The sequence below is a fragment of the Citrobacter sp. RHB20-C16 genome (genome assembly GCF_013890155.1).
Lineage (GTDB): Bacteria > Pseudomonadota > Gammaproteobacteria > Enterobacterales > Enterobacteriaceae > Citrobacter_A > Citrobacter_A amalonaticus.
In genome coordinates, this window is sequence record NZ_CP057630.1 from 2527912 (window position 1) to 2551650 (window position 23739).

Sequence of the window (23739 nt, forward strand, 5' to 3'; positions counted from 1 at the left end):
TTATAACGCACAAGGAATGCCTATGCGTTCATTTTCCCTCCCCTTACCCACGCTGCTTTCTGGCTTTGTCGCCGTACTGGTCGGCTATGCCAGTTCAGCGGCCATCATCTGGCAGGCCGCCGTGGCGGCGGGTGCCAGTTCCGCGCAAATTGCCGGCTGGATGAGCGCTCTGGGCCTCGCGATGGGGAGCAGTACGTTGATCCTGACGCTCTGGTATCGTGCGCCTGTATTGACGGCATGGTCAACACCCGGTGCGGCGCTGTTGGTGACTGGACTCCAGGGACTGACGCTGCCGGAGGCGATTGGCGTGTTCATCATCGCCAACGCGCTGATCGTGTTGTGCGGCGTGACCGGATTATTCGCCCGCCTGATGCAGGTCATCCCCCATTCGCTGGCGGCAGCCATGCTGGCCGGAATTTTGCTCCGCTTTGGCCTGCAGGCATTTGCCAGTCTCAATGATCAGTTTCTGCTTTGTGGCGGCATGTTGTTGGCGTGGTTGATTCTGAAGCGTATTGCACCGCGCTATGCGGTGATTGCGGCGCTGATTGCGGGTGCGGTCATTGCGTTATTTGAAGGTGACATTGCCACCTCTTCGTTAGCGATGACCCCGGTGTTGCCCACGTTTATTTCCCCTCAGTTTTCGCTGGCCCACTGTCTGGGGATTGCCGTACCGCTCTTTCTGGTGACGATGGCGTCGCAGAATGCGCCCGGTGTGGCGACCATGAAAGCTGCGGGTTACGATGTCCCCGTCTCGCCCCTGATCATTGTCACCGGATTACTGGCGCTGCTGTTATCTCCTTTCGGCGTTTATTCCATCTGCATTGCCGCTATCACCGCGGCGATTTGCCAGAGTCCGGAGGCCCATCCAGATGCAGCAAAACGCTGGCTGGCCGCCGCTGCCGCCGGCGTGTTCTATCTGTTGGCCGGTATTTTCGGCAGTTCCATTACCGGGATGTTGGCGGCGCTGCCAGCGAGCGGTATCCAGATGCTGGCAGGACTGGCACTGCTGGGGACGATTTCGGGTAGCCTGTATCAGGCGTTGAGTCATGAAAACGAACGTGATGCCGCCGTGGTGACGTTTCTGGTCACCGCCAGCGGGCTGACGCTGTACGGAATTGGTTCGGCGTTCTGGGGGCTGATCGCGGGCGGGATCTGTTACACCGTCTTAAGGCTGGCGCGACGCGCGTAGCTGCGATGGCGTCTTCCCGGTCACCTGCTTGAAACGGTTACTGAAGTGACTTGGCGAACTGAATCCGCAGGCCAGCGCAATCTCCGTTAACGGACGCTGTGAGTGACAGACCAGTTGCTTTGCCACTGCCATCCGGCGCTGCATCACGTACTGATGCGGTGCCATTTTCATCGACTGGCGGAACATTCTGGCGAAATGAAATTCGCTCAGCGCAGCTTCATGCGCCAGATCGGCTAGCGTCAGCGGCTCCGCCAAATGGGCGTCGATATAAGCCAGCACATTACGCAGCGTCACCGGCGCGAGTCCACCCGTTACCGTCGGCAATCGCCACTGCACGTTGCTGTAGTGTTGAATAAGATGGGTCATCAGCAATGACGACGCGGCGCTGAGCGTCAGGTGATTCGCGGGCTGGTGCCAGTCGTTGCCCAGTAAAAACTGGCGGTAAACTGCTGTAATTCCTGGATCGTTGCCAAACGTCCGTTCATCCAGCGTAAAACGGTAAGGGCTTTTATCCCAGACTTTTTCCCCGACTTCACGCAAATGCGCGTCAGTGCAGTAAAGATGCACGAACGAGAGGTCGTCGCGGATATCCCAGGTAGATTCACTCTCTTTTGGCAACAGGCAAAACCGGTCCGGGCCGCCCCCATTTTTCCAGCCTGAGGCCGTTTTTTGATAGCTCTCGTAACCATCCGCTACATACAGACTGAGCGTGTGATGATCGCAATACTGCGTGATGGTATCGCGCTTATTCGACCATGCAGCTAACTGAACGCCCGAGCGCAGCTCGACCGACTCGTGTAACACGGCATTGTGCTGACTCAACTTTTCAAAGGCATCGTAGGACCGGGTCATACCACCACATAAACACTGTTATTCAGGCATTCAGTCTATCGCAGGTCATTGCGGTTACCACCCGTCCGACGGAAAAAAGCGCAAGATTTTGCAAGTATCCCGCAATCCGATGAAAGCGCGTCGCCCGTGCAATCTGCGACAGTGAATTATTAGGTATGAAGGGAGAAAATAATGAACGCACTATTATATTGTCTGGTCGTGGTGATCTGGGGTACCACGTGGATCGCTATTTATTTACAGCAAGGTCCGGTTGCCGCACCCGTCTCGATTTTCTGGCGTTTTGCGGTGGCGACGGCGTTGATGATGTTGATTATGCAGATTCGTGGAAAGTTACGGACGCTGTCGTTACGTGACCATCTGTTTTGTCTGCTGCAAGGCAGTTGCGTTTTTTGCTTTAACTTCTGGTGTTTTTACACGGCGGCCGCCTGGATCAATACCGGACTGGAATCAGTTATCTTTTCCATGGCGGTGCTGTTTAACGCGGTGAATAGCTTCTTCTTCTTTGGGCAAAAACCTCCGCTGCGGTTTTACTGCGCCGCCGCGCTGGGACTGACGGGTATCGTCACCCTCTTCTGGCAGGATCTGATGAACAGCGGATTTAGCGGATCGCTGCTGCTGGGGATTGGTCTGAGCGCGCTGGGGACATTTGGTTTCTCTCTGGGAAATATGATCAGCTTGCGCCATCAGAAAAAAGGTCTGGAAGTGATGACTACTAACAGTTGGGCCATGCTGTATGGCACGCTGCTGATTGCAACGATTGCCCTTCTGCGCGGGGATAACTTCACTCCGCAATGGACCTTCAGCTACATCGGCGCCCTGCTGTATCTGGCAGTATTCGGATCGGTCATCGCCTTCGGTGCCTACTTTACGCTGGTAGGAAGAATTGGCGCGAGTAATGCCGCGTACAGCACATTGCTCTTTCCGCTGGTTGCGCTGTCATTTTCTACGGTTTATGAAGGTTATAGCTGGCAGGTGAATGCGGTAGCGGGACTGATTCTGATTCTGGTGGGAAACCTGGTGATGTTTGCCCGTCCACCGGCGCTGTTGCGCCGCCGGACAGCATAAAGAAACGCGCCATCAAACGATGGCGCGTCACGATTATTTCTGGTTTACATCAAACATGGTGGCATCGGTCGCCATGTCATCAACCACTTGTTTCAGCGTCTCAAATGCCATCGGCGTATTCTGGTTATTCAGATCTTTGCCTTCACCCTGACGCACGACTTTAATCACCGGCTTATTGGTCGCCGCATCAATTAACTCGCCTTCAAAGTAGAGATGGGTGTCCATCGTGCGGTGACCGGTTGCCATTTGGGTACCGGCAACCACCAACGCCACAGGCACCACTTCATAGAACTGCAGCCCTTCTTTGCTGGTATCCACCCCGGTGATCGCCCCGCGGAAGATCAGGCTACGCGGTCCCGGCGTGGTCACCAGCGGTTTACGTTGACCAATAGAGGTCTTCATCTTTGTGTTGGTGTAGTTTAACAACTGATCCAGCACATTCTGTCCAACCTGTGTGGAAGGTTTCGGGACCGGATAATAGGTTATTGGGTTCCAGACGATGTTGTCATATTTGGTATCACTAAAGTTGGGATCAACCCAACGCAATACCGGATGCCCCGTAGCAGATTTTGTTTCCTTAAGACCTGAGTAGTCTTTTAAAAAACCCGAGTATTTATCAGGCTGCGTCACTTTTGAGGCACAGCCAGATAACGCCAGTAAACCAGTAAGCACTGCAACTTTAAATAAAGTATGAGTACGCATGAAACGATCCCTTAGAATATGCAGATATGCAGTTGAAATAGTAGCAAAGGGAAATCATCTGCGTTGGATTAAAAATGGTAACCAAAGCACAATTTTTTCAGAGCGCCCATTTTTAAGAAAAATGCTGGGCGCAGAGGGGGTTAGCGGAACATCGACTTAGGCTGTTTTACGTGCCAGCAGCGTGGCAAAGCGCAGTTTAATTCGGTTACCGTTGGCGTCAGTACGATGCAATTCACCAACATCTTCATTATATTTCAGTAAATCCCAGCCTTCGTAATAACGACGAAGTTCTCCTTCTTTAAACGCAAAGGGAAAACCCACGGTGCACGGAAAATCAGCGGTATCCATGGCGGCAACAATCAGGTTATAACCGCCAGGTTTAGTGCAGCGCTGCATATTCTCGATTAAACCCGGAATCGTTTTGGCTTCGAGGAACATCATCACCACGGTGGAGAGAATAAAATCATATTCGCCCTCAAACGTTAGCGCGTTGAGATCCACCACGTTGGCCTGGAGATTGTCCAGCCCTTCTGCCGCCTTAATTCGCTCGACGTTGGCAATGCTCATCGGATTTTTATCCCACGCGGTCACGTCAAAGCCCTTCGCCGCCAGATAGAGACTGTTACGCCCATTGCCACAGCCCAAATCCAGCGTTTTTCCCGGTTTAACGACCTTCATCGCCTCCAGCACTTCCGAGTGGGTGCGGGTTAAGTCGTATTTTTCAGTGAAGTAATTTTCGTCACGAAGGGTCATTTTTTATCCTCAGATTTCAGTAATGCCGCGCGCTCTGTGCGAATGAGCAGTTTTCCCTGCATCAGCAGCGCGAACGTGCGTACCAGCAATAATGCAATGATAACATTGGTAAAGATGAATAGCGGCAGCGCCAGCGTGTGAAAAAAGCCCGACGGGCTGGCGTGACCAAGATGTAATCCGGTGGTCGCCAGCGCCGACACGCCGAACGAGAAACTCCAGAATGAGGCGTTAAACGGCTGCGACAAATACCAGGGCATCAGGCGGAGCATAAACAGCAGTTGCAGCAGGCCGTAGCCAAACAGCATTTTCGCCAGCGTGTCGCTCTCGCCGCCGTTGACGCTCAGCCAGGCGCTACAGGCCACCAGCGCAGGCGCAAGCTGGATCCCCAGCGAAGTCCGCATGGCAGTGGGTAATTCCCCGGCACTGCGCAGACGTTGCAGAATAACCGGTTCCAGGCTCAGCCAGGAAAAGACGCCGGCGCCTAAAAAGACCAGTCCGGCATCGGTATAGCCTAACGCGCCGCAGGCCATCGCACTGATAAAGTTGTTGGCGACCGTCGGTAAATACAGTCCGGGCGTCGTCGCCTCTTGCGGATGCGAGCCGCGCCACAGCCCGGCGGTCTGCCACGCGGCGTAAACCAGTTGAATAACCACCCCGACGCTGAACAACCCCATCGCCAGCGGACGACACCACGGTACAAAACCCATCGCCACCAGCATTGTGGTGGCCGGAAACAGGCTGACAAAACTGCTCATCACCGGATGGCGAATTTCAGCAATCACGCTGTGCGGGAAACGAATCAGACGCGTGATAAACGCCAGCGTCAGCAGCCCCCATATCATCATCGCCAGAATCACCAGACCATCACCAAACCAGTGACTGACAGGCCAGATTTGGCTGGCATAACGCCAGGCAAACCCCATTCCAATCGTTCCCAGCACCATGCCAAAGTAACCGGCGGGAAGGTTCAGAACACGATCGCTATGCTTGCTGTTACTCATTTTGTTTATTTTATAAAGTATATTTGAAATGCATTTTATGGAATTTCATCCGTTTTAGCCAGTGCCGCAGAATTTGCTAGGGTTAGAGTAAGCCACTAAACGGAATGCCTTCATGCGTAAATACCGACTCAGCGACGAACCGCGCGCGTTCAGCTACCAGGATAATGGCAATAAAATGAGCGTATTACTACGCCAGATTATTGCACTCATTGACTTTAATGATGTGAAAGCCGGTGACGCCGGCGGCTGGATTGATGATGAAAGCGTGCTGGACCACGCCGGACACTGCTGGATTTACGACGAAAATACGCTGGCCTTTTCCGGCTGTACGATTTCGGGCAATGCGCGTATCACACAACCCTGTCTTCTGCGCGACAACGTTCACATTAGCGATAATGTCTGGATTGACCGCGCTGAACTCAGTCACGGCGCCAGAATAAGTGACAACGTCACCATTCAGTCATCCACGGTCCGTGGCGATTGCCACCTCTTTGGCGATGCGCGAATTTTGCAGCAATCGGAAATCATCGCGGCACGCGGGCTGACCGTCGAGCGCGATCAGATCCTGCAAATCTATGACCGCACCACGGTCAGCCATTCACGCATTGTCCATCAGGCACAAATTTATGGCGATGCCATCGTCAGTTACGCCTTTATTGAGCATCGGGCAGAGGTCTTTGATGAGGCGCTGATTGAAGGAAATGACGAAAACGACGTCTGGATTTGCGATTGCGCGAAAGTGTACGGACGGGCGCAGGTGATCGCCGGAACGGGAGACGATGCGATCCCCACGCTACGCTACAGTTCACAGGTGGCGGAACAAGCGCGGATTGAAGGTAACTGTGTCCTTAAACATCACGTTCTGGTGGGCGGAAACGCCGTGTTGTGCGGCGGTCCCATTTTACTCGACGATCATATCCTGATTGAAGGCGATGCGCGCATTCTTGGTGAGGTGCTGATTGAAAATCACGTTGATATCCGGGGACATACCACCGTGGAAGCCGCCACAGACGACGCCATTCACCTGCGCGGGCCGAAAGTGTTCAACGGCGATCAGCATATCACCCGCACGCCGCTGATTGGCTCACTGTAGCGTCGAATCAATGATGCGAGCATACAGGTTAACATCGTCATAGTGCCCGTTCAGAAACTCCGCCTGTTTCAGGCAGCCTTCCAGTTCAAAGCCATTACGCTGCGCAACCTGATTGCTTGCCTGGTTCTTTATCCGGCATTTGATCACAAAGCGACGGATTTCGCCGCGCCCGGCATAGTGGTGAATAAATGCCTGCAACGCCCGCGACAGGATCCCTTTCCCCTGCTGCGTTTCGTCTATCCAGTAACCGATATAGGCCGCTTTGTTCAACGGCTCAATCTGATTGAACGACAGCACGCCCAGCATCTCCTCGCCGGCAAAAATGAGGAACATTTTGGCGTAGTCCCGCTGATGCAGCATCATATTACCCTGCACCGTTTTGCGCGTATCCTCTACCGTATTGACGTACTGCGGCCAGTCAAAGAACTGCATTAGCCATGCCTTGTTTTTACATACCAGTTGATACAGCCCGGTAACGTGACATTCTTCAACCGCCCGTAGCTGCAGCGTGTCATCGATCTCAATAATTTCACTCACCCGTTCCTTCCTCCCACGTTCAGACTTTCATCAGCATTGAGCGTTTTTATTCCACTCACCTCACATTATTTTTTATTTCCTCAGCTTTCGCTATTTCCACGTGAAGCAGCTCACAATTATTCGCCCAGCCAGCGCCTATAAAACGCTCAACGAGTGATTGTTTTATCGTCTACGGAGATACTTATGTCATTTTCTGTGCAGGAAACACTGTTCTCGCTTTTGCATCTCAATGCGGTTTCTGGGCATGAAAACAGCGTCGCTGAGGTCATGCTACGCGAATTTTCACGTCAGGCAAAAGAGGTCTGGCGCGATCGCTTAGGAAATGTCGTCGCCCGCTACGGCAGTGATAACCCAAACGCCTTGCGCCTGATGATGTTTGCCCATATGGATGAAGTCGGCTTTATGGTGCGCAAAATTGAGCCGTCGGGTTTTTTGCGCTTCGAACGCGTGGGCGGCCCGGCGCAGGTCACCATGTCCGGCTCGATGGTCACGCTTGCCGGGGATAACGGCCCGGTGATGGGATGCATCGGCATTAAGGCGTACCACTTCGCAAAGGGGGATGAACGCACGCAGTCGCCTTCCGTCGATAAACTGTGGATTGATATTGGCGCGAAAGATAAAGCCGACGCCCAGCGGATGGGCATTCAGGTTGGCACACCGGTTACGCTGTATAACCCGCCGCAACTGCTGGCGAACGACCTGGTGTGTAGCAAAGCGCTGGACGATCGTCTGGGATGTACCGCGCTACTGGGCGTCGCGGATGCCATCGGTGCGGCGTCGCTGGATATCGCGGTGTATCTGGTGGCCTCGGTGCAGGAAGAGTTCAACATCCGCGGCATTGTCCCGGTTTTACGTCGCGTTAAACCAGATCTTGCAATCGGTATTGATATCACGCCGTCCTGCGATACGCCGGATCTGCAGGACTACTCAGAGGTTCGCGTCAATCAGGGCGTTGGCATCACCTGTCTGAACTACCACGGTCGTGGCACGCTGGCGGGATTAATTACACCACCACGGCTGATCCAGATGCTCGAGCAAACGGCTCTTGCGCACCATATTCCCGTGCAGCGCGAAGTGGCGCCTGGCGTTATCACTGAAACCGGTTATATCCAGGTTGAGCAGGACGGCATTCCCTGCGCCAGCCTTTCCATCCCTTGTCGTTATACCCATTCTCCGGCGGAAGTCGCCAGTCTGCGTGATTTGACTGACTGCATTCGCTTATTGACCGCCCTGGCTGGCCTGCCAGCCGGGCACTTTCCCGTTGAGCCTGATTCAGGCACTACACAAGAGGCAAATCCATTATGAAAAAGATCCTTGTGGCATGCGGTACCGGCATGTCGACGTCAACCATGATTGCACACAAGTTGCAGGAGTTCCTTGCCGAGCAAGGCATTGCGGCAAGCACCGCCCAGTGCTGTCTTAATGAGATCCCGCTGAACTGTAACGGCATGGACCTGATTGTGACCTCCATGCGCACCAACAACGATTACGGTGTTCCCACGTTAAACGGCGCGGCCCTGCTAACGGGAATTAACGACGACGCCTTAAAACAAGAAATCAAGGCACTGTTAACGCAATAACAAGGAGGCACTATGTTTGACTACATCCTGTCTCTCGGCGGTACTGTTTTTGTCCCCATCATCATGATTGTGATTGGGTTGATCTTCCGTATTCCCTGGCTGCAGGCGATCAAGGCCGGGGTGACGGTAGGGATTGGTTTTGTCGGGATGGGACTGGTGATCGTGATGGCGATCGACAGCCTCAGCCCGCCCATCAAAGTGATGATTGAACGCTTCGGCCTGACCCTGCATGTGTTTGACGTCGGCGCAGGGCCGGCTTCCGGCGTCGGGTACGCCACCGCCATTGGCGCAATGATTATCCCGATCATTTTTCTGCTCAACGTTGCGATGCTGGTCACTCGTCTGACCAAAACCATGAACGTCGATATCTATAACTACTGGCACTACGCCATTACCGGCACCGTGGTCCAGTTAATGACCGGTAGCCTGATTTATGGCGTGCTGGGGGCCATTTGCCACGCGGCGCTGTCGCTAAAAATGGCCGACTGGACGGCAAAACGCGTGCAAAGCATTGTCGGTCTGGATGGGATCTCGATCCCGCAAGGTTATGGTTCGAGTTCCGTGCCGCTGTTCGTTCTGCTGGATGCTATCTACGAAAAAATCCCGTTCATGAAGGGACGCAACATCGATGCCCAGGAGATCCAGAAACGCTACGGGATGGTGGGCGATCCGGTCATTATTGGCGTCGTGCTCGGCCTGATCTTTGGCCTCGCTGCAGGTGAAGGTTTTAAAGGATGCGCCAGCCTGATGATTACCGTCGCGGCGATTATGGTGCTGTTCCCGCGCATGATCCGCCTGATTGTTGAAGGGTTGCTCCCCATCTCCGACGGCGCACGGAAATTTTTCCAGAAATATTTCAAAGGGCGCGAGGTGTATATCGGTCTGGATACCGCCGTCACGCTGGGCCATCCCACCACGATTGCCGTTGGTCTGCTGCTGATCCCCATCATGCTGATTCTGGCCAGCATCTTACCCGGCAACAAAGTGCTACCGCTTGCCGATCTGCCCGTCGCACCGTTCTTTATCTGTATGGCGACGGTGATCCATCGCGGCGACCTGATTCGTACCTTGATCAGCGGCGTGATTGTCATGGTCACCGTCCTGTTGATTGCCACGCAGTTTGCCCCGTATTTCACCGACATGGCGCTTAAGGGCGGCTTTAGTTTTGCCGGTGAAAACGCGCAAATCTCCGCGCTGTCCGTGGGCAACATGTTTGGCTGGTCAATCTCGGAGCTGATGTCGCTTGGCATTATTGGCGTCGTCGTGGCGGTGGGTATCGTCGCCAGCGTCGTGCTGTTCTTACGTAAACGTGAACTATCGGAATAAGGAGTACCTTCATGAGTTGGCTGAAAGAGGTTATTGGAACGGAAAAAGCCGTCATTGCCATGTGCCATTTGCGTGCATTGCCCGGCGACCCGAGCTTTGATGCACAGAAAGGGATGAACTGGGTTATCGACCGCGCCCGGGACGATCTGCTGGCGCTACAGAATGGCGGCGTGGATGCCGTCATGTTTTCCAACGAGTTTAGTCTTCCCTATCTCACGAAGGTTCGCCCGGAAACCACGGCAGCAATGGCGAGGGTGATTGGGCAGTTGATGAGCGAAATCCGCATTCCGTTTGGCGTCAATGTGTTGTGGGATCCGGTCGCATCATTCGATCTGGCAATGGCGACGGGCGCAAAATTCATTCGCGAGATTTTTACCGGTGCCTACGCCAGCGACTTTGGGGTCTGGGACACGAACGTCGGCGAGACCATTCGTCATCAGCACCGCATCGGCGCAGGTGAAGTCAAAACGCTGTTCAACATTGTGCCTGAAGCGGCGGTGTATCTGGGTAATCGCGATATTTGTTCCATTGCCAAATCCACGGTCTTTAACAACCATCCTGACGCCCTTTGCGTCTCTGGTCTGACGGCGGGCGCACGCACCGACAGCGCCCTGCTGAAGCGGGTTAAAGAAACGGTACCGGATACCGTGGTGCTGGCGAATACCGGGGTGTGTCTGGAAAACGTCGAGGAGCAACTGAGCATCGCCGACGGTTGCGTAACCGCCACCACCTTTAAAAAGGACGGCGTGTTCGCCAACTTTGTCGATCAGGCGCGGGTCAGTCGCTTTATGGAAAAAGTGCATCACCTGCGGCAATAAAAAGGGGATAAGCAGCGCGCTTACCCCCGGTAGAACAGCGATCCCTGCCGCCTTCGTCAAAAGTCTCGACGGGGATCGCTATCAGAGTAACCCTAACCGGCAAGGAGTCAACGACTGATGATTAACGATGTTAAGTGGGTACAGGCACAGCGAGAGGCCAGGGACTGGCGTCAGGCCGTCGAAATCGCTGCTCGCCCACTGATTACCTTTGGCGCGGCGCAACCAGACTATGTGGACGGTATTATCGACAACACCCTGAACTGGGGGCCGTACTATGTCATTGCCCCCGGCATCGCCTTGCCTCATGCGCGGCCCGAACAAGGCGCTAACCATAATCAGGTCAGCATCACGACGTTAAAAACGCCCGTTGCTTTTGGGCATGAAGAGTGTGATCCGGTCTGGCTGCTGCTGTGCGTCAGCGCGACGGATGCCAATGCGCATATCCTCACCATCCAGCGCATCAGCCAGTTTATCGATTCGCCTGAACGACTCGCAGCAGTCCGACACGCGCAAACTGACGCCGCGCTGTTCGCGCAGATTACCGGTTAACGGAGGCGATATGATTCTGCACCCTTCTCTCGCATCGGCAGATCCACTGCACTACGGGGCGACGTTGAGCGCGCTGGCCGATGCCGATATCGGCTCACTGCATCTGGATATCGAAGACAGCAGCTTTATTAACAACATCACCTTTGGCCTCAAAACCGTACAGGCTGTCGCCCAACAGACGACGCATCCCCTTTCGTTTCATTTCATGATTGCCCGCCCGCAGAGTTGGTTTCCCATCCTGGCGGAGATCAAACCGACATGGATTTTTGTTCATGCCGAAGCGCTGGCATACCCTTCTGAGACGCTGGCAGAAATTCGCGAAATCGGCGCAAAAGCCGGGCTGGCGGTGAATCCCGCCACACCAATTGACGGGTATCGCTATCTGGCCCCGCAACTGGATGCGCTAATGGTGATGACCAGCGAACCAGACGGGGTCGGACAACAGTTTATTCCCACCCTGTGCGCCAAAGTCCGCCAGGTGCGTGAGTATTTTCCACAAGCCGCGTGCTGGGCCGATGGCGGCATTACGCTTTCTGCGGCACAACACCTGGCGACGGCGGGCGCACAACATCTTGTCGTGGGGCGTGCACTGTTCTCATCAGAGAATTATCACACCACGTTATCCCGGTTTGCAGGACTGTAAGAGGAGATTGCTTCGATGAGCCAACAGCGCCCTGACCGTATCAAACAGATGCTGCACTATCTGTGGCAACATCGTCATCTCTCCACCCAACAGGCCATGGAACTGTTTGGTTATGCGGAGGCGACCGTCCGTCGCGATTTCCAGTATATCGCCAGCCAGTATCCCGGTATGACTCGCGGTCATGGCTGTCTGGATTTCGACGACAGTATGGACGACAAAGAGTATGTCTTTGAGGTTAAGCGGACACTGCAATCCGAGGCAAAAAAAGAGATTGCCGCCCTTGCCCGCACGATGATCAAAGACGGTGACTGTTTCTTTCTCGATTCCGGCTCGACCTGTCTCGAACTGGCGAAATGTCTGGCCGATGCACGTGTGAAGGTCATCTGCAACGACATCAAAATCGCCAATGAACTGGGCTGTTTTCCGCACGTCGAAAGTTACATTATCGGCGGGCTTATTCGTCCGGGTTACTTTTCGGTAGGTGAAAGCCTGGCGCTGGAGATGCTCAATGCGTTTTCAGTGGAACGGGCCTTTATCTCCTGCGATGCGCTGTCGCTGGCCACGGGGATCACTAACGCCACCCTGTTTGAAGTCGGCGTGAAGACGCGGATTATTCAGCGTTCACGAGAAGTGATACTGATGGCCGATCATTCAAAGTTTGATGCGGTGGAACCCCATGCCGTCGCCACGCTCTCTTGCATTAAAACGATTATCAGCGACAGCGCGTTAGCGGATGATATTGTTCAGCGTTATACCCACGCGGGATGCCAGTTGGTTTTACCACATCGCTGAGTTTCAGGCACAAAAAAGCCGCCAGGGCTGGCGGCTTAGATTGCTGACAGAGAAGGAAAAAGCGTGGTTTTTCCTTCTCTGTAATTATCAGCCGAAAATCAATAAATTGATTTTCCTGATTTTTAATGAGGTGATCTCTTCTTATCCGGTATCAGGATAAGGTTTGTCATCTCTCTCAAGCCGCCAGGGCTGGCGGCTCATAAATGCGGATTATCCCGCGTCAACACTTTCTTTCTGCAGTATTTTGAGCATATCGTCCTTCAGTTGAAGCTTCTGTTTTTTCAGCCGAACGACTTCGAGATTGTATCCCCGACCATCGGAACCTTCCAGCCTGGCAATGTCATGATCAAGGTTGTTATGCTTTTCAAAAAGCGACAAAAAGCGAGGATTCTCGGATTTCAGTCGGGAAATCAGATCTCTGTATTCTGGAAACATACGCTCTCCCTGTTAGTGATAAACCATGTGTATAAGAAATACACTCCATCAGCTTACCCATTTGACTTAGGGAAAAATGCGAACAGGATCGTGTTTAATTCCTGAACAGATATTTCGCATGCCTGGCTGTTGACGCCCTTCGCATTTCGAAGGGCGTTGGCGCAGATTAACGCATCACGCGATCGTCGACGTAGGTCCGTTTATCCGGCGCCGGCGGGAAATACTGGTACAGCCAGGTTTCACTGATCGCGTCGCCCTGGCAGCGCAGGAACATACGCATGTCCACCGGTTCGGTCGAGTCTGACGTGGGATACCAGTCAAACTGGATGCGGTAACCGTCAAACGGCTCAACGTAGAGAATTTCAATCTGCTTCGCTTCGCCGCTGGACAGCGTAATCACCGGCTCAATGCCTTTCGGTGCGGCCGCTTTCAGATCGCCACCGACGAAATCGACTGCAAAACGTCGCGCCCATTTCTCTGGGTAGTGCTCGCCCGGCGCCCAGCCCTCCGGGAATCCTCCCATACCGGTGCGGGTGGCCATCACGCGCGCCAGTGGCGAACGGACCGGCGGCTGTGCGCTCCAGTACAGACGGTATTTATATTCCAGCTCATCACCCGCTTCGATGGCCTTTTCCGGCTGCCAGAAGCAGACCACGTTATCCAGCGTTTCGCCGGTTGTCGGGATCTCCATCAGCCCGATGGTGCCTTTGCCCCACTTGTTACGAGGTTCCACCCACAGGCTTGGGCGCTTGTTGTACCAGCCCATGATGTCCTGATAGTGGGAGAAATCACGATCCAGTTGCAGCAGGCCGAACCCTTTCGGGTTGTTATCGGTATAGGCGTTGAATTGCAGCTTTTGCGGGTTATTCAGTGGGCGGCAAATCCACTCGCCGTTGCCCCGCCACATCGCCAGACGATCGGAGTCATGGATTTGCGGATGAATGGTATCGCACATGCGGCGTTCGTTATTGCCGCAGCTGAACATGCTGGTCATCGGCGCGATGCCCAACTGTTTGATGTCTTTGCGAGCATACAAACGGTTTTCAACGTCCATGATCACCTGGCTCTTCTCACAGTGAATCACAAACTTATAGGCGCCGGTGATGCTCGGACTGTCCAGCAGCGCGTACACGGTAAAGGTGGTGGCGCCGGGTTTCACCGTATCGAACCAGAAGGCGGTAAAATCCGGGAACTCTTCTTTGGTGTCGGTGTAGGTGTCTATCGCCAGACCACGCGCGGAAAGCCCGTACTGATAGGTATCATCGACGGCGCGGAAATAGCTCGCACCGAGGAAAGAAACCACGTCGCGTCGTGCCAACTCAGGCGCTTTGAAGACGCGAAAACCGGCAAAGCCGAGATCGGTTTGCCCTTCCAGTTGTCTGGTATCAACGCCGGCATCATTGTATTTAAACAGTTCCGGGCGGAAGTGAATCTCCCGCGCCAGATGGGTGCTGGAATCGACGGAGAACATGCGCACGCGACGACGGAAGCCCATCCCAACGTGGAAGAACTGCGCATCCAGTTGGCGATCTTCGACATTGTTCCACAGCGATTGCGCGGCATCGTACTGAATGCTGTTGTAAGCCTGCGGCGTCAGATTCGCCAGCGTATTGGGCAATGCGCGCGGCGCACCGCCCCACGGTTTCTGCGCAAGATCGTGCGCCATGGACTGCAGCACGGAAAAATCAAAGCGGACGGTTTGTCCGTCCGCAATGTCGGATTCCGCCGCATACGCGGCACGGGTGAAAAGTGATGCAATACCACTGGTACCGCACACGGCGGCCATTGCCATTGAACCTTTAATAAATCGTCTGCGATTCATACCTGAAAGTAAATCCTTCTGGTCATGTGAAGGGTCCCGCGCTGGCGCTCGACAGCGGCAAGAAGATGCATAATTCTGACCGCTCACTCTAGACAAAATTGATTAATAATCCAATTGTTGGCCGCAGATTATCTGAACAAAATGGAAAATATTTTGTGTCGATGGGAACAGCCTGATTCCCACGTAAAGTTCCCCGCGCAAACTTTCAACTTTTGCAAAGCTAATCGAGACTGACGTGCTGGGTCATCACCCGTTTAAAGAGCGCAAGTCGCGCCCGCATAAACCGGTTCTCCACCTTAAAACCAGCAAACTTATTCAGCCCAATACGTAACAACCGATCGCGGCCCTGAATACAGGCCGGCCAACGGACCGGTCCGTGCAGCACATCGCAACTCCGACTGGCATGACGGGCAAAATTGACCCAGTAATCCGCAACGTGGACAGCAAAGGCGAGATCGTTTTCGTTTACATAATTTCGTGAAGGTTCAGCGAGCGTTAGAGTATTAAACACGTAAGGCACTTCGTTGCCATGCCAGGCGCCGTTGGCATAGGTGTGATGCTCCGATTCCGCAACGTAATCAAACCAGTACCGCCAGCACGGCTCGCCGACCCGCTGTTGCGCCTGCATCACCACGTAGCCTAATGCCGTAAACGCCATATCCCGACACACCTGCCGTCCCAGTTCTTCATCGCCCTTCACGCCCGGATACAGTAGCTTAATCAGGCCGAGTCCCAGCCTGCGTTCACGACGCAGTTTCTGAATTTGTTCGGCAAGATCGACGCCGAAAACCGCCATCACGCTGGCTTCATCGCTGTTAGAACCAATCATCACCGGCATCGGGTGCTGTCTGGCGGCGAAAAAGACGTCCAGCATCGGCTCCGGAAGTACCGCATCGCCAGAGACAGGTGTTGGCGCAATTTTGTACGGTGCGCCCAACGGCCAGAAGGCCTCGGCCGGAATCGCGCGTAGCTGTTCCGCCGTTGCATTCTGCAAACCAAAGTGTTCAGCCAGCGCAACGCCGTTTTCCAGCGCGATTTCACGAGGCGTGTCCGGCAACGTGTAGCCGCTCTGCACAATCGCTTTATGAAACAACCCTTTTCCGCGCGGCGAAGCCAGCAGCGAGAGTACGCTGCGCGCCCCGGCCGACTCACCAAACAGCGTCACGTTTTGCGGATCGCCGCCGAACGCAGCGATGTTTTCCTGTACCCAGCGCAGCGCCGCTATCTGGTCGAGCAAAGCAAAGTTATTGAGAGCCTCGCCCTCTTCGCCTTCCAGTGCCGGATGAGCAAAAAAGCCGAGGTGACCGAGACGATAGTTGACGGTCACGACAACCACGTTGCGCTTTGCCAGCGCAACGCCGTCATAAGGCGGCAGACTACCTGCGCCAATGGTGTAGCCGCCGCCGTGCAGCCAGACCATCACCGGAAGCGGCTGATGACGTTCCGCCGGAGACCAGACGTTGAGATAGAGACAGTCTTCAGAAAATGCGCCGGGATCGCCGCCGCCCAACTCTTTGCAGTACTCAATGTCCTGCCAGCTGGCGCTGGAGAAGGTATTGGCGTCACGAATCCCGGACCAGGGAGTAACCGGCTGCGGCGCGCGCCAACGCCATTTCCCCGTTGGTGGCGCGGCGTAAGGAATACCGCGCCAAAGGTGGATGTCGTCCTGGACGACACCCATTAGCTGTCCCTGTACGGTTTGAATCAGTGGAATACCAGGTTTGATCATGTCCATATTTACCCGTTAATCGCAGATCCCTACAGGATACCTGGATTAAAGCAGGCCGCAACGCCGTTTGCTGCGTTCTTCCGCTTCCTGATACAACACAAACTCGTCAAACACCGGACACCCCAGCGCCTGTTCAAAGGCCTCGCGGCTGGCATTGCCATGACTGCGCGCCTGCGTTTCGTTACCGAGATTCGACTGAAAAATCCCCGCCGCGCTGACAGGCAGGAAATCTTCATAGGTGATGGGCTGCGCCTGCACCCAGCCACGTTCAATGTGCGGTTGCGGATCGTCGCCAGGATGAATCGCATTGCGGTGCGCTTCGCCTGACGGCGTCAGACGATAGCGGAACCAGGCCAGTCCCTGTTGGCGCAGCAGGAATTCGCTGTCCGGAAACGCGTTAAACACCTCCTGCAAATGCAGTTGATGCGTCAGGTTGTCTTTCCCGGTACCGGCATGGCGCAGTAATTCATCGTATAGCTGACGCCCTTTTATCGTCAGCGCCACGCCGCGTTGTTCAATCTCGCCGAAGCGGGCCGTGTGTGTCCCCTGCATTTCGCCCGCAAACAGCACCGGTTCTTCCAGCGCTTTGAAGCTGGTCTGGCGCAGCAGAATCGGCACCTCACGGCGCGGCGGGCCTTCGATAAGGACTTTCGGTTCAATGCCGCATTCCGGCATCATCGACTGCACCCGGTCGATATCCAGCGTTCTGGGTGTCAGATGATTAATGTGACAGCCCGGGAAACAGACCACATCGGCGATCAGGCGATGTTCGTTATGCAGTGCATGATAGGTTTTTTCATCCACGGTGGCGTGGCGATGCCAGCGAAACGTTTCCAGCGCTTCTTTCACGAACTCGCGAGCCTGCGTCGCGTTAAACCCCTTCTGACTCTCCCAGACGTCGAGCAGTTCGCGACAGCGTGGCGTAAAGATATCGCGCTGCGCGAGGATCTCCGCCGCACGCTGGCGGAGCGACGCGTTTTCAATCAGTTCAAGTCGCAGTAAGGAGGTAAAGACGCGAAACGGATTTCGCGACAGCGATGCATCGTCAATGGGACGAAATGCCGTTGAATGTACCGGCACCCCGGCCTGAGAGAGATCGTAATAGCTGACCGGAAACATCCCCATGATCGCAAACATGCGTCGCAGCGTGGACAGTTCGTCTGCCGTTCCGACACGAATTGCGCCATGACGCTCCACGTTGAGGCGCGCCAGTTCATCTGCATTGGCCAGTTTTTCATGCAGCGTGGGGTTATTTTCGAGAACTGCCAGATTCACGTCAGCCACAAGTTCCAGTAACGTGCCGTATTGCGGAACTTCCTGCTGGTACATTGCTGACATTGCCTGCGAAAAATGTTCCCGAATCTCATCTGCCGTGATGGTGTTCGCCATAATGTCATGCCTCCAGTGAATGTTACCTGGAGTGTAGGAAACACCATTCACTCTGGGGAGAAGAATTTACAAAGTGTGATCTCACCTGAATTCGCTCTGCATCAGTCCTTGCGCCATGGTATAGCCACTGGTTATGAAATAATCGACGTAAATTCACTTTTAATTAACAACACATTTACACACACTGCCTCAGGTCATCATAAAACAATAAATCTCTTCCCTGTACCGGAGTCCGCTATGCGTGAAAAAGTGTCCTCTCGCGAGGTGATCCATCGCGACTATAACAGCCATCCGCCCGCCTTCGCCCCCGGCTATAAGACCAGCGTTCTGCGCTCGCCACGCAACGCGCTGATCTCTTTGCAGAATTCATTGTCTGAAATCACCGGGCCGGTATTCAGCGACAACGATCTTGGCCCGCTGGATAACGACCTGATTATGAATTACGCCAAAGACGGCCTGCCGATTGGCGAACGGATTATCGTCCACGGTTACGTGCGCGATGGTTTTGGCCGCCCAATGAGAAATACGCTGGTCGAAGTCTGGCAGGCCAATGCCGGTGGTCGCTATCGTCATAAAAAAGACCAGTATCTCGCGCCGATTGATCCTAATTTTGGCGGCTGCGGACGGGTATTAACCGATGAGAACGGCTATTACTTTTTCCGTACCATCAAACCCGGCCCTTACCCGTGGCGCAATCAGGTCAGTGACTGGCGTCCCTCGCATATTCACTTTTCACTCTCCGGCGAGGCCTTTGCCCAACGGTTGATTACGCAAATGTATTTTGAAGGCGACCCGTTGATCAAACAGTGCCCAATTGTGAAAACTATCAATAACGATGATGCGATCCGCACATTGATTGCCGAACTGGATACCCACGCCGCCGTACCGCTCGACTGCCTGGCATATCGCTTTGACCTCGTACTTCGCGGACAGCGCGCTACGTTGTTTGAAAACCGCACTCAGGGAGGCGCGCAATGAAAGAGTATTTGCAGGAAACCGCCTCGCAGACGGCGGGACCGTATGTGCACATTGGGCTTGCGCCTGACGCCGCTGGATTTCACATCTTTGAGAAAAACTTCAGCTCCACGCTGACCAATAGCCATACCGAAGGCGAACGTATTGTGATCGAGGGACGGGTGATTGATGGTTCCGGTACGCCGTTGCGCGATGTGCTGCTGGAGATCTGGCAGGCCAACGCCCATGGACGCTACAACCATCCGGCTGACCGTCAGGAAGATAAGCCGCTCGACGCGGACTTTCGCGGCTGGGGACGAACCTGTTCAGACTTCGACAGCGGCGTGTGGCGGTTCGATACCATTAAGCCGGGCTGTGTTGTGGGACGCGATGGCCGCCTGATGGCCCCCCACGTTAATCTGTGGATCGTCGCGCGCGGCATCAACATTGGCCTGAACACCCGTCTCTATTTTGCGGATGAGCAAGAAGCCAATCAGCGCGATCCGGTGCTCAATCTGATCGAATGGGAAGTTCGCCGTCAGACACTGATTGCCCGCCGCGAACAGCGTGGTAGCGAGATCGTCTATATCTTCGATATTCACCTGCAGGGAGAAAACGAAACCGTCTTTTTCGACGTCTGATGAAGAGAACGGGCTGAATCTCTCAGCCCGTTTTGTCAGGCCTGGTCAACTTTCGCAACATGGCTTTCGAGCCACGGCAGCATCTGTTTCTTGCGGCTCAACATCCCCTCTACCGTCACCGGTTGTGCCAGTTCCAGTTGGCGCGGGCCGGCAAACCAGAGTTGCGAATTGCCAGCGTTGATATCCGTCAACATCAGCACCACCAAATCCGCCCCGCTGCGGGTCGCATAATCGGCCATCTCTTGACGCAGGGCATCCATCACGTCAGCGACCTGGCTCAATGCATACAGTTCGATCTGCGCAACGCTCACCTGCTGACCCTTGATGGTGAAACGCTTGATATCTTTTTGCAGCAGTTCACTGGCACTTAATCCTTCGACGCTGGTTTTAGCACTCAGCAGGTCAGCGCTGAACGCCGCCAGCTCAACCCCGGCACGCGTTGTCAGTGCTTCAACGGCCTGACGGTCATCCGCCGTGGTGGTTGGCGAGCGAAGCGTGACAGTGTCACTCAATATTGCGCCCAATAGTAATAACGCCTGCGCAGACGTTATCTGCGCCCTGTCCTCCGGACTCATCAGTTGCCATAGCAGCGTGGCGCTGCTGCCCACCGGCTTTATCCACACTTCTGGCGGCAAACGGGTCACCAGTCCACCCAGACGGTGATGATCGATAATACCCACGATATTGCTCGCCATAAGGGTTTCCGGTCCCTGCGCTGGCTCGGTGAAATCCACCAGCCAGACGTCGAGGTCTGTCAGCGGCATCGTCAGTAACCGCGGCATGTCCAGCCCCGCACGCTCAAACAGAAATTGGGTTTCGCGATTGGGTTCACCCAGGCGCCAGGCCGAGGCCTGACGTCCGCGCATGTTCAACCAGCGGGCAGCCATAAAAGCGGTGCAAATGGCGTCACTGTCCGGATTCAGGTGGCCTACGACATGGATCATTTTCGCCTCCGAAGAGAAAGTGCTGTTACTTAAATAAGTTAAATGTTAATAATATTTTGCAATCAAGTTATCAAAAACAAACAACTTTACTTGTCACCGGCATCGCTCTGTTCTTAACATCGCTTATGGAAAAAAATAGTCTGTTCAGTCAGCGCATCCGATTGCGCCATCTTCATACATTTGTCGCTGTCGCTCAACAAGGAACCCTGGGGCGCGCAGCCGAAACCCTTAACCTCAGCCAGCCTGCGCTTTCCAAAACGCTTAACGAACTGGAGCAACTGACCGGCACCCGCCTCTTTGAGCGCGGACGGCTCGGGGCGCAACTGACGTTACCTGGCGAGCAGTTCTTAACCCATGCGGTGAAAGTGCTAGATGCGCTCAACACCGCCGGGCAGGCGCTGAACCGTAAAGAAGGTCTTAACAATGATGTGGTAAGAATAGGCGCGCTACCGACCGCCGCGCTGGGTATTCTTCCGTCGGTCATCGGTCAGTTTCATCAGCAGCAAAAAGAGACCACGCTGCAGGTGGCAACGATGAACAATACCATGCTGCTGGCGGGCCTGAAATCCGGCGAGCTCGACATCGGCATTGGCCGGATGTCCGATCCGGAATTGATGAGCGGCCTTAATTATGAGCTGCTGTTTCTCGAGTCATTAAAGCTGGTCGTGCGTCCGAATCACCCACTATTGCAGGAAAACGTGACGCTGAGTCGCGTGATGGAGTGGCCCGTGGTTGTTTCGCCCAAAGGCACAGTACCACGGCAGAATGCCGAGACGCTGTTGCAAAGCCAGGGTTGTAAGATGCCAACCGGCTGCATTGAGACGCTCTCCGCCTCGCTGTCGCGCCAGTTAACGGTTGATTATAACTACGTCTGGTTTGTGCCCTCTGGCGCGGTGAAAGAGGATTTGCGCCAGGCGACGCTGGTTTCGCTACCCGTGCCCACACAGGGCGCAGGCGAGCCGATCGGTATTCTCACCCGTGTGGATTCACCGCTCTCTTCTGGCGCGCAACGCTTAATTGCCGCTATCCGTAAATCGATGCCGTTATAACAGGCCGGATGAGGCGCCTTTGCGCCTTCACCCGGCAATGGCGCTTAGAAGGTTTCCCAGTTATCCCCGTGATCGGTAACCGGCTGTGTCAGAGGCTGAACGGGGGTGTTTGTTGTCGGTACGCGCTTGCTCGTGGTTCCACCCTGTAAGCGAAACGTCCCCACCGCCTCCGTCAGTCGTGCCGCCTGCTCTTCCAGCGACGCCGCTGCCGCAGAGGCCTCTTCCACCAGCGAAGCGTTCTGCTGAGTCACTTTGTCCATCTCAGAGATGGCCTGGCTGACCTGCACGATCCCGCGGCTCTGCTCGTCCGACGCCGCGGCGATTTCCAGCATGATATCGGTGACGCGTTTTACCGCCTCCACGATGTCGGTCATCGTGTTCCCCGCCGCGACCACTTCACCAGAACCTTGATCGATGAGACGGACGGATTCGCTGATAAGCCCTTCAATCTCTTTCGCTGCCTGGGCACTGCGGCTGGCCAGCGTGCGGACCTCACTGGCGACCACGGCGAATCCACGCCCTTGCTCACCGGCACGCGCGGCTTCAACCGCGGCGTTCAGCGCCAGAATATTGGTCTGGAAAGCGATGCTGTTGATAACCGCTGTGATCTCAGAGATTTTCTTCGAACTGGTCGAAATATTGCCCATCGTCTGGACCACGCCGGAAACCATCTGCCCGCCACGACTGGCTTTGCCGGACGCATCTTCCGCCAGTTTGCTGGCGTGGTGTGCGTTATCGGCGTTTTGCTTCACCGTCGCGGTCAACTCTTCCATGCTGGCCGCCGTCTGTTCGATCGCCGCCGCCTGTTCTTCGGTGCGTGACGACAAGTCGGTATTGCCCGCCGAGATTTCGCTGGTACCGCGATAAATCTCTTCTGCCCCCTGACGCACCGAACCGACCGTTTGCACCAGCGAACGCTGCATTTGTTGCAGGTGGCGGCTCAGTCGCCCAATCTCGCTACGCCCGGTAGGTTCATCCTGCATGGTGAGATCACCGGCGGCAATTTGCTCAATACGCTGCGCGGCATGCTGCAACGGCTGAATGACGGTACGACGCAGAACAATAAACGTCATTAGCGTCAGCACCAGTGCCAGACCAAAAGCGCCAATCATGAATATCATGCCCAGTTGGGTGCGCTGATGAGCCTGTTCGCTTAACTGGTTAGCGCGCGCCATGCGCAGTTCAATCGCCTTCAGCAGGACCTTATTGTAACTGGCATCCAGTTGTCTTGCGTGTTCGCTTTCGTGGTTGATGATCGCTTCGAACATGCCGTTTCTGGCGTACTTGAGCATCGGTTGCATTCCCGCTATATAGGCTTTGAAACTGCTCTCCAGTTCGCCATCCAACGCTTCATCCGCAGGGGTTTTCACCTTGCGCGCCATGTAAATAGTAAACCCTTCTTCAGACTGCTTAATACGCTTTTCCGCCGCCGCAATGTTGGCTTTCATGTCATCCATTTCAGCAATTCGGCTCGCCGCGCCGGCATGAATCATGTTGATTCGCGCGGTACGCAGGTGGTTCGAACTGTTCGATAATCCCATGCGGACCTGGATCTCATCCGTCACATCCCGCTGATCGCGGTCAGCCTGCATGAGAAAGTAGCCCGCCAGACCGGAGCTCAGCGCGAACAGTAAAAGGATGCCACCGAGAATGGAGGAAAACAGCGGAACCAGCCTGATGTGATGCAGAAAGCCCAGCTTATGTGGTGCTTGCATCGATGATGTGTTGTCCATGACCGTCGACTCTCTTGTAGGATTAATGCGTAATACGCGCCCGTAAGATAGTCATCGGCATTCCGCGAATTTTACTTACCGGGAAAAGCGCCGTTTTCGTCACAGTTTGACAACATTTATGTTAAAAAATGGAAAGCGCCAGC

The 23739-nt window shown here is 54.7% G+C and carries 24 protein-coding genes; 13 read left to right on the top strand and 11 right to left on the bottom strand.

The genetic code is table 11. The features are described from left to right. The first annotated feature begins 22 nt into the window (after window positions 1–22). Window positions 23–1189 carry a benzoate/H(+) symporter BenE family transporter gene (locus tag HVX64_RS12115; RefSeq protein WP_044257876.1) on the top strand — a complete coding sequence of 389 codons (1167 nt, stop codon included), beginning with the start codon at window positions 23–25 and terminating at the stop codon, window positions 1187–1189. Here the strand turns inward: HVX64_RS12115 and HVX64_RS12120 are convergent. Then, the gene (locus tag HVX64_RS12120) at window positions 1166–2041 is read right to left on the bottom strand and encodes an AraC family transcriptional regulator (RefSeq protein ID WP_043000639.1); all 876 of its coding nucleotides are present in this window, start codon (window positions 2039–2041) and stop codon (window positions 1166–1168) included. The two genes, HVX64_RS12115 and HVX64_RS12120, sit on opposite strands and share 24 nt — an antisense overlap. A 171-nt stretch (window positions 2042–2212) precedes the next feature. Here HVX64_RS12120 and HVX64_RS12125 point away from each other — a divergent pair, with 171 nt between their 5' ends. Beyond that, complete coding sequence (locus tag HVX64_RS12125; RefSeq protein ID WP_044257872.1) at window positions 2213–3106, top strand: DMT family transporter; 894 nt, start codon at window positions 2213–2215, stop codon at window positions 3104–3106. Between the two features lie 33 nt (window positions 3107–3139). Here HVX64_RS12125 and HVX64_RS12130 read toward each other — a convergent pair whose 3' ends face one another. The 3 genes from HVX64_RS12130 to tehA all read right to left on the bottom strand — a co-directional run bounded on the left by HVX64_RS12130 (window position 3140) and on the right by tehA (window position 5562). Next, window positions 3140–3808 (bottom strand): DUF3313 domain-containing protein, encoded by a 669-nt coding sequence (locus tag HVX64_RS12130; protein WP_043000637.1) that lies wholly within the window; start codon window positions 3806–3808, stop codon window positions 3140–3142. Window positions 3809–3964: 156 nt separating this feature from the next. Continuing rightward, window positions 3965–4561: a tellurite resistance methyltransferase TehB gene (gene tehB, locus HVX64_RS12135; protein WP_044257871.1), complete on the bottom strand. Its 597-nt coding sequence runs from the start codon at window positions 4559–4561 to the stop codon at window positions 3965–3967. Continuing rightward, window positions 4558–5562, bottom strand: a complete 1005-nt coding sequence (gene tehA / locus HVX64_RS12140; RefSeq protein WP_044257870.1) for a dicarboxylate transporter/tellurite-resistance protein TehA — start codon at window positions 5560–5562, stop codon at window positions 4558–4560. Before tehA ends, tehB begins: the two co-directional genes overlap by 4 nt. 112 nt (window positions 5563–5674) lie before the next feature. Here tehA and ydcK point away from each other — a divergent pair, with 112 nt between their 5' ends. Beyond that, on the top strand, window positions 5675–6655 hold the full coding sequence (gene ydcK, locus HVX64_RS12145) for a YdcK family protein (protein ID WP_044257866.1): 981 nt from the start codon (window positions 5675–5677) through the stop codon (window positions 6653–6655). Here the strand turns inward: ydcK and rimL are convergent. Further along, on the bottom strand, window positions 6647–7192 hold the full coding sequence (gene rimL / locus HVX64_RS12150) for a 50S ribosomal protein L7/L12-serine acetyltransferase (RefSeq protein ID WP_044257864.1): 546 nt from the start codon (window positions 7190–7192) through the stop codon (window positions 6647–6649). The two genes, ydcK and rimL, sit on opposite strands and share 9 nt — an antisense overlap. A 183-nt stretch (window positions 7193–7375) precedes the next feature. On the opposite strand from rimL, the gene HVX64_RS12155 reads away from it, so the two are divergent. The 7 genes from HVX64_RS12155 to HVX64_RS12185 all read left to right on the top strand — a co-directional run bounded on the left by HVX64_RS12155 (window position 7376) and on the right by HVX64_RS12185 (window position 12900). Further along, the gene (locus HVX64_RS12155) at window positions 7376–8497 is read left to right on the top strand and encodes a M42 family metallopeptidase (RefSeq protein ID WP_044257863.1); all 1122 of its coding nucleotides are present in this window, start codon (window positions 7376–7378) and stop codon (window positions 8495–8497) included. Continuing rightward, on the top strand, window positions 8494–8772 hold the full coding sequence (gene sgcB, locus HVX64_RS12160) for a PTS sugar transporter subunit IIB SgcB (protein WP_086512595.1): 279 nt from the start codon (window positions 8494–8496) through the stop codon (window positions 8770–8772). Before HVX64_RS12155 ends, sgcB begins: the two co-directional genes overlap by 4 nt. Before the next feature lie 12 nt (window positions 8773–8784). After that, window positions 8785–10098, top strand: coding sequence for a PTS sugar transporter subunit IIC SgcC (gene sgcC, locus HVX64_RS12165; protein WP_044257862.1), 1314 nt, complete (start codon window positions 8785–8787; stop codon window positions 10096–10098). Window positions 10099–10109: 11 nt separating this feature from the next. Then, entirely contained in the window at window positions 10110–10916 is an 807-nt protein-coding gene (gene sgcQ, locus HVX64_RS12170; protein WP_042318916.1) for a BtpA family protein SgcQ, read from the top strand. 117 nt (window positions 10917–11033) lie between these two features. Further along, the gene (gene sgcA, locus HVX64_RS12175; RefSeq protein WP_044257860.1) at window positions 11034–11465 is read left to right on the top strand and encodes an SgcA family PTS sugar transporter subunit IIA; all 432 of its coding nucleotides are present in this window, start codon (window positions 11034–11036) and stop codon (window positions 11463–11465) included. 10 nt (window positions 11466–11475) lie between these two features. Beyond that, a complete protein-coding gene (locus HVX64_RS12180; protein ID WP_044257859.1) occupies window positions 11476–12108 on the top strand; it encodes a ribulose-phosphate 3 epimerase family protein in 633 nt (210 codons plus the stop codon). 15 nt (window positions 12109–12123) lie between these two features. Next, complete coding sequence (locus tag HVX64_RS12185; protein ID WP_044257858.1) at window positions 12124–12900, top strand: DeoR/GlpR family DNA-binding transcription regulator; 777 nt, start codon at window positions 12124–12126, stop codon at window positions 12898–12900. 210 nt (window positions 12901–13110) lie between these two features. On the opposite strand, the gene HVX64_RS12190 is transcribed toward HVX64_RS12185, so the two are convergent. The 4 genes from HVX64_RS12190 to HVX64_RS12205 all read right to left on the bottom strand — a co-directional run bounded on the left by HVX64_RS12190 (window position 13111) and on the right by HVX64_RS12205 (window position 18275). Further along, window positions 13111–13335: a YdcH family protein gene (locus tag HVX64_RS12190; protein ID WP_181825013.1), complete on the bottom strand. Its 225-nt coding sequence runs from the start codon at window positions 13333–13335 to the stop codon at window positions 13111–13113. A 166-nt stretch (window positions 13336–13501) separates the two neighbouring features. Further along, complete coding sequence (locus tag HVX64_RS12195) at window positions 13502–15157, bottom strand: glucan biosynthesis protein (RefSeq protein ID WP_044257857.1); 1656 nt, start codon at window positions 15155–15157, stop codon at window positions 13502–13504. Window positions 15158–15377: 220 nt separating this feature from the next. Beyond that, a complete protein-coding gene (locus HVX64_RS12200) occupies window positions 15378–16886 on the bottom strand; it encodes a carboxylesterase/lipase family protein (RefSeq protein WP_044257963.1) in 1509 nt (502 codons plus the stop codon). Window positions 16887–16931: 45 nt separating this feature from the next. Next, the gene (locus tag HVX64_RS12205; protein ID WP_044257856.1) at window positions 16932–18275 is read right to left on the bottom strand and encodes a VOC family protein; all 1344 of its coding nucleotides are present in this window, start codon (window positions 18273–18275) and stop codon (window positions 16932–16934) included. Between the two features lie 237 nt (window positions 18276–18512). On the opposite strand from HVX64_RS12205, the gene pcaH reads away from it, so the two are divergent. Both pcaH and pcaG read left to right on the top strand, forming a co-directional pair. Further along, window positions 18513–19253, top strand: a complete 741-nt coding sequence (pcaH, locus tag HVX64_RS12210) for a protocatechuate 3,4-dioxygenase subunit beta (RefSeq protein ID WP_043000624.1) — start codon at window positions 18513–18515, stop codon at window positions 19251–19253. Further along, on the top strand, window positions 19250–19870 hold the full coding sequence (pcaG, locus tag HVX64_RS12215) for a protocatechuate 3,4-dioxygenase subunit alpha (RefSeq protein WP_044257855.1): 621 nt from the start codon (window positions 19250–19252) through the stop codon (window positions 19868–19870). The genes pcaH and pcaG overlap by 4 nt, the downstream gene beginning before the upstream one ends. Before the next feature lie 35 nt (window positions 19871–19905). On the opposite strand, the gene HVX64_RS12220 is transcribed toward pcaG, so the two are convergent. Further along, complete coding sequence (locus tag HVX64_RS12220; protein WP_044257853.1) at window positions 19906–20814, bottom strand: manganese-dependent inorganic pyrophosphatase; 909 nt, start codon at window positions 20812–20814, stop codon at window positions 19906–19908. A 125-nt stretch (window positions 20815–20939) separates the two neighbouring features. Here HVX64_RS12220 and HVX64_RS12225 point away from each other — a divergent pair, with 125 nt between their 5' ends. After that, window positions 20940–21863 carry a LysR substrate-binding domain-containing protein gene (locus tag HVX64_RS12225; RefSeq protein WP_043000621.1) on the top strand — a complete coding sequence of 308 codons (924 nt, stop codon included), beginning with the start codon at window positions 20940–20942 and terminating at the stop codon, window positions 21861–21863. A gap of 44 nt (window positions 21864–21907) precedes the next feature. On the opposite strand, the gene HVX64_RS12230 is transcribed toward HVX64_RS12225, so the two are convergent. Then, window positions 21908–23596 carry a methyl-accepting chemotaxis protein gene (locus tag HVX64_RS12230; protein ID WP_181825014.1) on the bottom strand — a complete coding sequence of 563 codons (1689 nt, stop codon included), beginning with the start codon at window positions 23594–23596 and terminating at the stop codon, window positions 21908–21910. Window positions 23597–23739 lie beyond the last annotated feature (143 nt).

Bases quoted from the DNA above. Each gene is read 5' to 3' on its own strand.
- sgcC (WP_044257862.1), top strand. From the start codon at position 8,785: ATGTTTGACTACATCCTGTCTCTCGGCGGTACTGTTTTTGTCCCCATC.
- HVX64_RS12180 (WP_044257859.1), top strand. From the start codon at position 11,476: ATGATTCTGCACCCTTCTCTCGCATCGGCAGATCCACTGCACTACGGG.
- HVX64_RS12200 (WP_044257963.1), bottom strand. From the start codon at position 16,886: ATGATCAAACCTGGTATTCCACTGATTCAAACCGTACAGGGACAGCTA.
- pcaG (WP_044257855.1), top strand. From the start codon at position 19,250: ATGAAAGAGTATTTGCAGGAAACCGCCTCGCAGACGGCGGGACCGTAT.
- HVX64_RS12185 (WP_044257858.1), top strand. From the start codon at position 12,124: ATGAGCCAACAGCGCCCTGACCGTATCAAACAGATGCTGCACTATCTG.
- sgcQ (WP_042318916.1), top strand. From the start codon at position 10,110: ATGAGTTGGCTGAAAGAGGTTATTGGAACGGAAAAAGCCGTCATTGCC.
- HVX64_RS12115 (WP_044257876.1), top strand. From the start codon at position 23: ATGCGTTCATTTTCCCTCCCCTTACCCACGCTGCTTTCTGGCTTTGTC.
- HVX64_RS12155 (WP_044257863.1), top strand. From the start codon at position 7,376: ATGTCATTTTCTGTGCAGGAAACACTGTTCTCGCTTTTGCATCTCAAT.
- HVX64_RS12190 (WP_181825013.1), bottom strand. From the start codon at position 13,335: ATGTTTCCAGAATACAGAGATCTGATTTCCCGACTGAAATCCGAGAAT.
- HVX64_RS12195 (WP_044257857.1), bottom strand. From the start codon at position 15,157: ATGAATCGCAGACGATTTATTAAAGGTTCAATGGCAATGGCCGCCGTG.
- pcaH (WP_043000624.1), top strand. From the start codon at position 18,513: ATGCGTGAAAAAGTGTCCTCTCGCGAGGTGATCCATCGCGACTATAAC.
- HVX64_RS12220 (WP_044257853.1), bottom strand. From the start codon at position 20,814: ATGATCCATGTCGTAGGCCACCTGAATCCGGACAGTGACGCCATTTGC.
- tehB (WP_044257871.1), bottom strand. From the start codon at position 4,561: ATGACCCTTCGTGACGAAAATTACTTCACTGAAAAATACGACTTAACC.
- sgcA (WP_044257860.1), top strand. From the start codon at position 11,034: ATGATTAACGATGTTAAGTGGGTACAGGCACAGCGAGAGGCCAGGGAC.
- HVX64_RS12130 (WP_043000637.1), bottom strand. From the start codon at position 3,808: ATGCGTACTCATACTTTATTTAAAGTTGCAGTGCTTACTGGTTTACTG.
- HVX64_RS12225 (WP_043000621.1), top strand. From the start codon at position 20,940: ATGGAAAAAAATAGTCTGTTCAGTCAGCGCATCCGATTGCGCCATCTT.
- HVX64_RS12125 (WP_044257872.1), top strand. From the start codon at position 2,213: ATGAACGCACTATTATATTGTCTGGTCGTGGTGATCTGGGGTACCACG.
- sgcB (WP_086512595.1), top strand. From the start codon at position 8,494: ATGAAAAAGATCCTTGTGGCATGCGGTACCGGCATGTCGACGTCAACC.
- HVX64_RS12230 (WP_181825014.1), bottom strand. From the start codon at position 23,596: ATGGACAACACATCATCGATGCAAGCACCACATAAGCTGGGCTTTCTG.
- HVX64_RS12205 (WP_044257856.1), bottom strand. From the start codon at position 18,275: ATGGCGAACACCATCACGGCAGATGAGATTCGGGAACATTTTTCGCAG.
- ydcK (WP_044257866.1), top strand. From the start codon at position 5,675: ATGCGTAAATACCGACTCAGCGACGAACCGCGCGCGTTCAGCTACCAG.
- HVX64_RS12120 (WP_043000639.1), bottom strand. From the start codon at position 2,041: ATGACCCGGTCCTACGATGCCTTTGAAAAGTTGAGTCAGCACAATGCC.
- tehA (WP_044257870.1), bottom strand. From the start codon at position 5,562: ATGAGTAACAGCAAGCATAGCGATCGTGTTCTGAACCTTCCCGCCGGT.